Below are 9,846 nucleotides of genomic sequence, written 5' to 3' on the forward strand. Positions count from 1 at the left end.
CCGGGCCACCGCAGAACCCGTGCGCCGCTACGAACGCGCCCGCCCCGGCGAACTGGTCCACATCGACGTCAAGAAACTCGGCCGCATCCCCGACGGCGGCGGCCACAAGGTCCTCGGCCGGGCGGCGGGTTCACCTGCTGGTGCGCCCCGTAGCTGCGGGCAGTCGTGCCGCTGGGGCGATGGGAGTCCCCCCGCTCGAGCGAAGTCGAGAGTGGGGGAGGGTGGGCGCAGCGGCGCCTGCTCAGCGCAGGCCGGCGAAACCCACCCCTGGCCAGCACAAACAAGCCGGGCCTGGAAACCCACCGCCACCGCAGCAGACTCCCAGGCCCGGCCAGCCAACCTCGCCTCAGTGCCGGGGATTCCCCTACTTCAACAACCCGGCCCGGCGCAGAGCATCGGCCATGGCACTGTTCGCCGGCACCCCCTGCCGAGCCCCCGGCCCACGACCGTCCCGCCCCTGCCGCTGCTGCGGCGGACGCCCACCCCGCTGGCGCCGCTCCCCACCGCCACCGGCCTGCCCGCCCCCGCTCCTGCTCCCGCCCCGCGAGGACACCTCATCGTCCAGCCGCAACGTCAGCGAGATCCGCTTGCGCGGAATGTCCACGTCCATGACCTTCACCTTGACGATGTCGCCCGGCTTGACCACGTCCCGCGGATCCTTCACGAACGACTTCGACATCGCGGAGACATGCACCAGACCGTCCTGGTGCACACCGACATCCACAAAGGCACCGAACGCGGCGACATTCGTCACCACACCCTCCAGCACCATCCCCGGCTCCAGGTCGGAGATCTTCTCCACACCCTCCTTGAAGGCAGCCGTCTTGAACGCGGGACGCGGGTCCCGGCCCGGCTTCTCCAGCTCCTTCAGAATGTCGGTGACGGTCGGCAGACCGAACGTCTCGTCCACGAAGTCCTGCGGCTTCAGCGAGCGCAGCACCGCCGTGTTGCCGATCAGCGAGGCGACCTCCTGCCCGGTGGTCTTCACCATGCGGCGCACCACCGGATACGCCTCGGGGTGCACGCTGGACGCGTCCAGCGGGTCGTCCCCGCCGCGGATGCGCAGGAAGCCCGCGCACTGCTCGAACGCCTTCGGACCGAGCCGCGGCACCTTCTTCAACTGGGAGCGCGAGGTGAACGGACCGTTGGCGTCGCGGTGCGCCACGATGTTCTCCGCGAGGCCGGAGGTGATGCCGGAGACCCGGGCGAGCAGCGGCGCCGACGCCGTGTTGACGTCCACGCCCACGCCGTTCACACAGTCCTCCACCACCGCGTCCAGGGAGCGCGACAGCTTCACCTCGGACAGGTCGTGCTGGTACTGGCCGACACCGATGGACTTCGGGTCGATCTTCACCAGCTCGGCCAGCGGGTCCTGCAGCCGGCGCGCGATGGACACCGCGCCGCGCAGGGACACGTCCAGGTCCGGCAGTTCCTGCGAGGCGAACGCGGAGGCGGAGTACACCGAGGCGCCCGCCTCGGACACCATCACCTTGGTCAGCTTCAGCTCGGGATGCCTGGCGATCAGCTCAGCGGCGAGCTTGTCGGTCTCCCGGGAGGCCGTGCCGTTGCCGATGGCGATCAGCTCGACCGCGTGCTCCTCGGCCAGCCGGGCGAGCTTGGCGATCGCCTCGTCCCAGCGGTTGGCGGGAACGTGCGGATGGATGACGTCCGTGGCGACGACCTTGCCGGTCGCGTCGACCACGGCGACCTTCACACCCGTGCGGTAGCCGGGGTCCAGGCCGATGGTGGCGCGGGTGCCGGCCGGGGCGGCGAGCAGCAGGTCGCGCAGGTTGGCCGCGAAGACCCGCACGGCCTCGTCCTCGGCGGCGGTGCGCAGCCGCAGCCTGAGGTCGAGGCCGAGATGGGTGAGGATGCGGGTGCGCCAGGCCCAGCGGACCGTGTCCAGCAGCCACTTGTCGGCCGGACGGCCGCGGTCGGCGATCCCGAACCGGTTCGCGATGATCCCCTCGTACGAGGACGGGCCCTCCGTGGGCTCCTCCGGCTCCAGGGTGAGGTCGAGGATCTCCTCCTTCTCACCGCGCAGCATCGCCAGGATGCGGTGCGAGGGCAGCTCGGTGAACGGCTCGGCGAAGTCGAAGTAGTCGGCGAACTTGGCGCCCGCCTCCTCCTTGCCCTCACGCACCTTCGACGCCAGACGGCCGCGCACCCACATCCGTTCCCGCAGCTCGCCGATCAGGTCGGCGTCCTCCGAGAACCGCTCGGTGAGGATGGCGCGCGCGCCGTCCAGCGCGGCCTGCGGGTCGGCGACGCCCTTGCCGGCGTCGACGAACGCGGCGGCAGCGGCGAGGGGCTCCACGCCGGGGTCGGCGAGCAGCCCCTCCGCCAGCGGCTCCAGTCCCGCCTCGCGGGCGATCTGGGCCTTGGTGCGCCGCTTGGGCTTGAACGGCAGATAGATGTCCTCCAGGCGCGCCTTGGTCTCCGCGCTCCGGATCCGTGCCTCGAGCTCCTCGGTGAGCTTGCCCTGCTCCCGCACCGAGTCGAGGATCGCCGCCCGGCGTTCCTCCAGCTCCCGCAGATAGCGCAACCGCTCCTCGATCGTGCGCAGCTGCGCATCGTCGAGCATCTCGGTCGCTTCCTTGCGGTAGCGAGCGATGAAGGGCACCGTCGAGCCGCCGTCGAGCAGCTCCACGGCGGCCTTGACCTGCCGCTCCCGTACGCCGAGCTCCTCGGCGATCCTGCCTTCGATGGACCCTGCTGCTGGGGACCCGGGTGTCGTCACGATCCCGTACCGCCTTCTTCCACTGAGGTTGCGCGGCAATTGTGGCAGGTGACGGCGACAATCGGGGATCAGGGCACGGACGCGCCGGGATCGGTTCGGGCCGCCGTCACACCCGGCGGCTGCGCGTGCTGGACGAGGCCCCGCCGAACAGCCGGGCCAGCGCCCGGAAGGGGAGGGTCACGACGGTGGCGATGGCGCCGCCGATCTGGCGGAGAATGTCTGCGATGGCACGGAACACGTGCTTTTCCTTTCGTCTGCTGCGGTCGGACGAAGATGCGGGTACCTCGTCGGCGCCGCATCATGTGCGCCGGTGCAGGACGAAAGTCCGGAGCCTTCGGGCAAGGCCGCACGAAGCCGCCGCGTGGAAGCGGCCGGAAGCCCGTTGCGGTGAGGGCGGAGTGGGGAGCGGTGCGCGGCTCAGCCGGACGCGGACACGTTCCAGGTGAACCGGGGTGCGCGCCGCTCCAGGAACGCGGCGACACCCTCGGCGGTGTCCCCGGCGGTGCGCGCCTGCTCCATCCAGTGGGCCTCCCGGTCGGTGCGGCCGTCCGTGAACTCCTTGGCCGCGGCCTGGGTGAGCTGGGAGCGGGAGGCGAGGACACGGGTGAACTCCGTGACCCTCTTGTCCAGTTCGCCGCCCGGCAGCACCTCGTCCACCAGACCGGTCCGCAGCGCGCGCCCGGGGTCGATCAACTCGCCGGAGAACAGCAGGTACTTGGCGGTGGCCGGACCCACCAGGGAGACCAGCCGGCGGGTGGAGGAGGCCGGGTAGACGATGCCGAGCTTGGCCGGTGTCACGCCGAAGAGCGCGTCCTGACCGGCGAACCGCAGATCGCAGGCGGCCGCCAGCTGTGCCCCGCCGCCTACGCAGTGGCCCCGGATCGCCGCCAGGGTCGGCTTGGGGAAGGCGGCGAGGGCCTCCTCCGCCGCCACCGCGAGCCCCTGGGCCTCGGAGGCGGACTCGCGCAGCGCGGAGATGTCGGCCCCGGCGCAGAAGGTCTGCCCGGCGCCCGTGAGCACCAGCACCCGTACATCCGGGTCGTCCGCGAGCCGGGCGAGCAGTGGCGGCACCGCGGCCCACATCGCGGCGGTCATGGCGTTGCGCTTGGCCGGATGGCTGATGACGACCGTGGCGACGGAATCGGTGACGTGGTGCAGCAGCTGGGGCTCCTCCATGTGCCGGATGCTATCCGGGCCGTTCGGTGGGCCGACCGGCGGGAGCGCGCAGAGGGGAAAGCACAGTGCAAAGGGAGAAAGGGAAGGGGAACAGGGAAGAGGAAGAAAGGGGAAAGAAGGGGAAAGAAGGGGAAAGGGGGGACGGACCGAGGAGGCACAGCATGGCCGAGCCCACCGCTCCCCGGGGCGACGACACCAGGCCCCCCGCCGGCGGGCGCACCATCGCCCAGCAGGACGAGGTGGCGAGACTGAGCCGGGGTTTCAGCTGGCTCGCCGCGCTCGGGGTGATCCTGGTGATCGCGGGTGTGGTCGGTCTCGTCTACACCGGTGTCGCGACCCTGACCTCGATGTTCCTCTTCGGCTGGCTGCTGCTGATCGGCGGGGTGGTCGGCCTGCTGCACGCCGTGCAGGCGCGGGGCAGCAACTTCTTCTGGCTGGGCGTGGTGGTCGCGGCCCTGAACATCGCGGCCGGTGTGGTGGTGCTGAGGAAGCCGGACGTCGCGGCCGAGGCGCTGACCATGTTCGCCGCGCTGCTGTTCCTCACCGGCGGGCTGTTCCGGCTGGTGGGCAGCCTGGTGGTGCGCGGGCCGCAGTTCGGCTGGACGCTGGTGCAGGGTGCCTTCGGGCTGCTCCTGGGTGTGCTGGTGCTGGCGTCCTGGCCCAGCAGCAGTCAGTACGTGATCGGAACATTCTTCTCGCTGGCGCTGCTCTTCGACGGTCTCGGTCTGATCGCCACCGGCTACGGCGGGCGGAGGATCGTCGGCATGGTCTCCGACCGGCTCACGGAGAACGGCGGGAACGGCCAGAGCGGCGGGAACAGCGGGAACGGCCGGGCCGACGGGGCCGGTGAGACCGGTCGGGGCGGTGGGAACGGCGCGGGCGCTGCCAAACCCGTACAACCCGAATAGTTCGCCGAGACGGAACAAGGGGGACAGGAACAGTCCCACAACTGACCGTGTCATACGCATGCGGTCAGAAGCGCTCGAATTGTGCTGACTTCTGGTCAGTACTTGGGTGCGCAGCGGATCGTTCCCAACACTCGACATGTGGTGACAATCGAGCGCGAGGGTGGCGACCGGACGATGGACGACCAGGGGCGCGGGCCCGGCCCACGCCCACAGGGCGCGGAAGGTTCCGTCGACGCCAGAGAAGCGGACCCGCTGCCGTACGAGGGGGTCTGGCGGTTCACCGCTCCCGCCACCGACGTGTCGGTCCCGCAGGCCCGGCACGCCGTGCGGGACCTGCTGCTGCGTCAGGGCGTGCCGGTCTCCCACGACGCGCTGCAGGGACTGCTGCTGATCGTCTCGGAGCTGGTCACCAACGCCGTGCGGCACGCCGCGCTGCTGTCCCCGATGCTCGCCGTCGAGGTCGCCGTCGGGGCCGAGTGGATCCGGGTGTCCGTGGAGGACAGCCACCCCTACCGCCCGACCGCCCTGGAGGCCGATCACGCCCAGACCGGCGGACGCGGGCTGCTCCTGGTGCGTGAGATCACCCGCGAGGCGGGCGGGGTGTGCGACGTCGAGCACACCGCGAGCGGCGGCAAGGTGATCTGGGCTGCCCTGCCGCTCAAGCCCGCACAGGTCTCCTGACCGTTCGCACTGGTCCCCTGCCCGCCCGCACAGGGCTCCTGACCGAGCGCTCCCGGCGCGTCACCAGCCGGCGGACGCCCCCGTCAGCTCCCGGATCGCCGGCCGGGCCGCGTCCAGCACCGTCATGAACCACGCCGAGAACGTGTCCCGCGCGTGCCGCTCCGCCAGCTCGGACGGGGTGACGAAGGCCGTCGAGGCGACCTCGTCGGCGTCCGGCCGCACCGGGGACTGCACCAGACCCACGAAGAGGTGGTTGTACTCCTGCTCCACCAGGCCCGAGGCCGGGTCCGGGTGGTTGTAGCGGACCGTGCCCGCCTCGGCGAGCAGCGAGGGCGACACGCCCAGCTCCTCGTAGGTGCGCCGCGCAGCCGCCGCGAAGGGCGACTCGCCGGGGTAGGGATGGCCGCAGCAGGTGTTGGACCACACACCGGGGGAGTGGTACTTGCCCAGCGCCCGCTGCTGCAGCAGCAGCCGGCCGCGCTCGTCGAACAGGAACACCGAGAACGCCCGGTGCAGCTGCCCCGGTGGCTGATGAGCGGCCAGCTTCTCCGCGGTGCCGATCGTCGCGCCGCTCTCGTCGACCAGTTCCAGCAAGATCGGCTCTGTGGTGCCGTTCGACGGAGTGTGCGTCGCGGTGGCAGGTGTGATCGGCATACCCATCCTTCACATCGGTCTTCGCGCCCCAAGTCTGCCGTACAAACCGGTACTCCCGGCACTTTCCCGGCACGCCCGCATGTCCCCGCGGGCGGCACCGGACGTTCGGGCCGGGGTCCCGAAGATCATCGTGCCCGGACGGGCGGGCCGGGAATCCTCGGCGCGTCGGCCACCGGCGCCCTCATCGGTGCCGGCCCTCGGCGCGCCTTCGAGATTGGCCACCGGCGCGTGCCGTCAGTGGCAGAGCCGCGCCTCGTGCTCCGCGTGGCCGCCGGGCTCCAGCTGGAAGGTGCAGTGCTCCACGTCGAAGTGGTCGCCCAGGCAGCTCTGCAGCTCGTGCAGCATCTTCTCGTGCCCTATGGAGGTCAGCACCTCGGAGCTGACGACGACGTGCGCGGACAGCACCGGCAGGCCCGAGGTGATGGTCCAGGCGTGCAGATCGTGGACGTCCTCCACACCCTCGGTGGCCAGGATGTGCGCCCGCACCTCGGCCATGTCCACACCCTTGGGTGCCGCCTCCAGCAGCACCTCCAGGGTCTCCCGCAGCAGCCGCCAGGTCCGCGGCACGATCATCAGCGCGATCACCAGGGAGGCGATCGGGTCGGCGGCCGTCCAGCCCGTGGTGACGATCACCAGCGCGGAGACGATCACCGCGACGGAGCCCAGCGCGTCCGCCGCCACCTCCAGGAAGGCGCCGCGCACGTTCAGGCTCTCCCGCTGCCCTCGCATCAGCAGGGTGAGCGACACCAGATTGGCCACCAGACCGATCGCGCCGAACGTCATCGCCAGGCCGCCCTTGGTGTCCGCCGGTGTGACGAACCGCTCGACCGCCTCGTAGAGCACATAGCCGCCCACGCCGAGCAGCAGCAGACAGTTCGCCAGGGCGGCCAGGATCTCGGCGCGGGCCAGGCCGAAGGTGCGGCGCTCGCTCGGCGGCCGGGCGGCGAAGTGGATCGCCAGCAGCGCCATGCCGAGGCTCAGGGCGTCCGTCGCCATGTGCGCCGCGTCCGCCACCAGGGCCAGCGAGTCGGCCAGCACACCGCCGACGAGCTGGACCACCATCACGCCGAGCGTGATCGCCAGCGCCGCCCGCAGCCTGCCGCGGTACGCCGCGCTCACGGTGCCACCGGCGCGCGCGCCGTGCGCATGCCCGTGGTCGTGCCCTGCCTCCATGCGAGCCGCCCTTCCATCGACGTTCCGGATCACAGTGAACTACGGGCGGGGGGTATCGGGCAACGCGGTACTGAACACCGTTGTCATGTGCTCTGACCTGCGCGTTTGATGTCCAGGTCAGGGCGGCGTGGCGTGCCGGTCGGTCGGTCGGCGGCGGGGAAGTGCGCGGCCCTCCGGCGGGCTCCCGGCCTCCGGCGGGAGCGGGGGAGAAATGCCGGTCATCTCCGCCAACGCCCCTTCCGCCACCGCGGTTTGTGGGCCGGGCCCCGCATCCCCGATGATGATCGCGGCACACGTGCCGGCGAACCACGTCGAGCCGGCCGTGGAACGGGCGGTGAACGCGGGCTTCCGGGAATCCGATAGCCTCTGCCGACACGCCGCCCGGAGGGCCCGCACGGGCGCCCCCCCACCATGCACATGACCGGCGCGGAGGCGCCGGTACCCAGGGAGTGAGTTCGGTTGTCGACCGCCATCCTCACCGGTCAGCCGGTCCCCGGCTCGACGCTCGAGGGCGATCTGCGCTCCCTCGGCTTCGACGTCCGGACCGCCTCCGGTCCGGCCGAGGCCGAGACGCTGCTCGCCCAGGTGCCCTCGGGAGAGCGCGTCGCCGTCGTCGACGCCGCGTTCGTCGGCCATGTGCACGCCCTGCGCCTCGGGCTCACCGACCCGCGGTTCCCGATCGCCGCGATCCCCGGCGCCGTCACCGCCCAGGCGGCCGGCCGCCAGGCCCTGACCCGCGCGATGGCCCGGGAGAACTCCGCGGTCGCCGGCACCGGGGGTAAGGGAGCCTCCGCGAGCCCGGGCGTCCGGGACGCGGCCGGCCTGCCCGACCGCATCACCGCCGCGCTCGACGCCGACGGCACCGAGGTGCACCGCCCCGAGCTGGGCAGCCTCGTCGCCGCCGTCCCCGCCGACCCGCAGGCCCGCAACGAGGCCCGGCAGGCGGTCGACGCCGTCGACGAGGAGGCGGTCCGGCTGAAGTCGGCCGTGAAGTCCCGCGACGGCTTCTTCACCACCTTCTTCATCAGCCCGTACTCCCGGTACATCGCCCGCTGGTGCGCCCGCCGCGGACTGACCCCCAACCAGGTCACCACCGCCTCGCTGCTCACCGCGCTGATAGCGGCCGGCTGCGCCGCCACCGGCACCCGGGGCGGCTTCGTCGCCGCCGGTGTGCTGCTCATCGCCTCCTTCGTGCTGGACTGCACCGACGGCCAGCTCGCCCGCTACTCCCTGCAGTACTCCACCCTCGGCGCGTGGCTGGACGCCACCTTCGACCGGGCCAAGGAGTACGCCTACTACGCCGGTCTCGCCCTCGGCGCCGCACGCGGCGGCGACGACGTCTGGGCCCTCGCGCTCGGCGCGATGGTGCTCCAGACCTGCCGGCACGTGGTCGACTTCTCCTTCAACGAGGCCAACCACGACGCCACCGGCAACACCAGCCCCACCGCCGCCCTCTCCGACAGGCTCGACAGCGTCGGCTGGACGGTGTGGGCGCGCCGCATGATCGTGCTGCCGATCGGCGAGCGCTGGGCGATGATCGCCGTCCTCACGGCCGTCGCCACCCCGCGCATCACCTTCTACGCCCTGCTCATCGGCTGCGCCTTCGCCGCCGCGTACACCACGGCGGGCCGGGTGCTGCGTTCGCTGACCCGCAGGGCGAAGCGGACCGACCGGGCCGCGCAGGCGCTCGCCGACCTCGCCGCCTCCGGCCCTCTCGCCGAGGCGGCCGCCGCCGAGCTGCGCGGGCCCGCCCGCGGCCTGCCCGGCTTCACCGCCGCCGCCGTCGCCCTGCTCGGCGCCGCGGCCGTCCTCGCCGCCGCGGCGCTCACCGGCATCGGCCTCGCCTGGACCGTCCTGGCCGCCGCGGTCTACGCAGGAACGTCGGGCCTGGCCGTCGCCCGCCCCCTCAAGGGCGCCCTCGACTGGCTCGTCCCGCCGTTCCTGCGCGCCGCCGAGTACGGCACCGTCCTGGCGCTGGCCGCCACCGCCGATGCGGACGGGGCGCTTCCGGCGGCGTACGGGCTGGTCGCCGCCGTCGCCTACCATCACTACGACACGGTCTACCGCATCCGCGGCAACGCGGGTGCGCCCCCGCACTGGCTGGTGCGGGCGATCGGGGGGCACGAGGGCCGCACTCTCGTCGTCGCCGTCCTGGCGGCACTGCTCACCGCCTCGCAGTTCACGGTCGCGCTCACGGTGCTCGCCGTGGCCGTGGCCGTGCTGGTGCTCGCCGAGAGCATCCGCTTCTGGGTGGCCGCCCACCGGGGTGGCTCGCCCGCCGTTCACGATGAAGGAGAAACCGCATGATCGGCCTCGTGCTCGCGGCCGGCGCCGGACGGCGTCTGCGCCCCTACACCGACACCCTGCCCAAGGCGCTGGTGCCGGTCGGGCCCGAAGGCTCCGAGGACGAGCTGACGGTCCTGGACCTGACGCTCGGCAACTTCGCGGAGGTCGGTCTGACCGAGGCCGCGATCATCGTCGGCTACCGCAAGGAGGCCGTCTACGAGCGCAAGG

Annotated in this window: 9 protein-coding genes and 1 pseudogene; 5 read left to right on the forward strand and 5 right to left on the reverse strand. The window is 72.2% G+C overall.

The genetic code is table 11. The features are described 5' to 3' along the window. A pseudogene (locus ABD198_RS29950) lies at positions 1-130 on the forward strand (IS481 family transposase); the annotation flags it as partial. Between the two features lie 234 nt (positions 131-364). On the opposite strand, the gene ABD198_RS29955 reads toward ABD198_RS29950, so the two are convergent. The 3 genes from ABD198_RS29955 to ABD198_RS29965 form a co-directional block, all read right to left on the reverse strand. Next, complete coding sequence (locus tag ABD198_RS29955) at positions 365-2,740, reverse strand: Tex family protein (RefSeq protein WP_344007777.1); 2,376 nt, start codon at positions 2,738-2,740, stop codon at positions 365-367. Positions 2,741-2,846: 106 nt separating this feature from the next. Next, positions 2,847-2,978, reverse strand: coding sequence for an LPFR motif small protein (locus ABD198_RS29960; RefSeq protein ID WP_344007779.1), 132 nt, complete (start codon positions 2,976-2,978; stop codon positions 2,847-2,849). A gap of 179 nt (positions 2,979-3,157) precedes the next feature. Continuing rightward, the gene (locus ABD198_RS29965; protein ID WP_344007781.1) at positions 3,158-3,916 is read right to left on the reverse strand and encodes an enoyl-CoA hydratase/isomerase family protein; all 759 of its coding nucleotides are present in this window, start codon (positions 3,914-3,916) and stop codon (positions 3,158-3,160) included. Positions 3,917-4,077: 161 nt separating this feature from the next. Here ABD198_RS29965 and ABD198_RS29970 point away from each other — a divergent pair, with 161 nt between their 5' ends. Continuing rightward, positions 4,078-4,824, forward strand: a complete 747-nt coding sequence (locus tag ABD198_RS29970; protein WP_344007783.1) for an HdeD family acid-resistance protein — start codon at positions 4,078-4,080, stop codon at positions 4,822-4,824. A 174-nt stretch (positions 4,825-4,998) separates the two neighbouring features. Next, positions 4,999-5,505: an ATP-binding protein gene (locus ABD198_RS29975; RefSeq protein WP_344007793.1), complete on the forward strand. Its 507-nt coding sequence runs from the start codon at positions 4,999-5,001 to the stop codon at positions 5,503-5,505. 60 nt (positions 5,506-5,565) lie between these two features. On the opposite strand, the gene idi is transcribed toward ABD198_RS29975, so the two are convergent. Continuing rightward, positions 5,566-6,159 (reverse strand): isopentenyl-diphosphate Delta-isomerase, encoded by a 594-nt coding sequence (idi, locus tag ABD198_RS29980; protein WP_344007785.1) that lies wholly within the window; start codon positions 6,157-6,159, stop codon positions 5,566-5,568. 234 nt (positions 6,160-6,393) lie between these two features. Next, positions 6,394-7,332, reverse strand: a complete 939-nt coding sequence (locus ABD198_RS29985; protein ID WP_344007787.1) for a cation diffusion facilitator family transporter — start codon at positions 7,330-7,332, stop codon at positions 6,394-6,396. Positions 7,333-7,791: 459 nt separating this feature from the next. Between ABD198_RS29985 and ABD198_RS29990 the strand changes: the two genes are divergently transcribed. Further along, positions 7,792-9,639, forward strand: coding sequence for a DUF5941 domain-containing protein (locus tag ABD198_RS29990; protein WP_344007789.1), 1,848 nt, complete (start codon positions 7,792-7,794; stop codon positions 9,637-9,639). Next, on the forward strand, positions 9,636-9,846 hold a 211-nt coding region (locus ABD198_RS29995), incomplete at its 3' end, for a sugar phosphate nucleotidyltransferase (RefSeq protein ID WP_344007791.1). The genes ABD198_RS29990 and ABD198_RS29995, both read left to right, overlap by 4 nt.

The sequence above is a fragment of the Streptomyces thermocarboxydovorans genome (assembly GCF_039524635.1).
Classification (GTDB): domain Bacteria; phylum Actinomycetota; class Actinomycetes; order Streptomycetales; family Streptomycetaceae; genus Streptomyces; species Streptomyces thermocarboxydovorans.

Bases quoted from the DNA above. Each gene is read 5' to 3' on its own strand.
- ABD198_RS29965 (WP_344007781.1), bottom strand. From the start codon at position 3,916: ATGGAGGAGCCCCAGCTGCTGCACCACGTCACCGATTCCGTCGCCACG.
- ABD198_RS29970 (WP_344007783.1), top strand. From the start codon at position 4,078: ATGGCCGAGCCCACCGCTCCCCGGGGCGACGACACCAGGCCCCCCGCC.
- ABD198_RS29975 (WP_344007793.1), top strand. From the start codon at position 4,999: ATGGACGACCAGGGGCGCGGGCCCGGCCCACGCCCACAGGGCGCGGAA.
- idi (WP_344007785.1), bottom strand. From the start codon at position 6,159: ATGCCGATCACACCTGCCACCGCGACGCACACTCCGTCGAACGGCACC.
- ABD198_RS29985 (WP_344007787.1), bottom strand. From the start codon at position 7,332: ATGGAGGCAGGGCACGACCACGGGCATGCGCACGGCGCGCGCGCCGGT.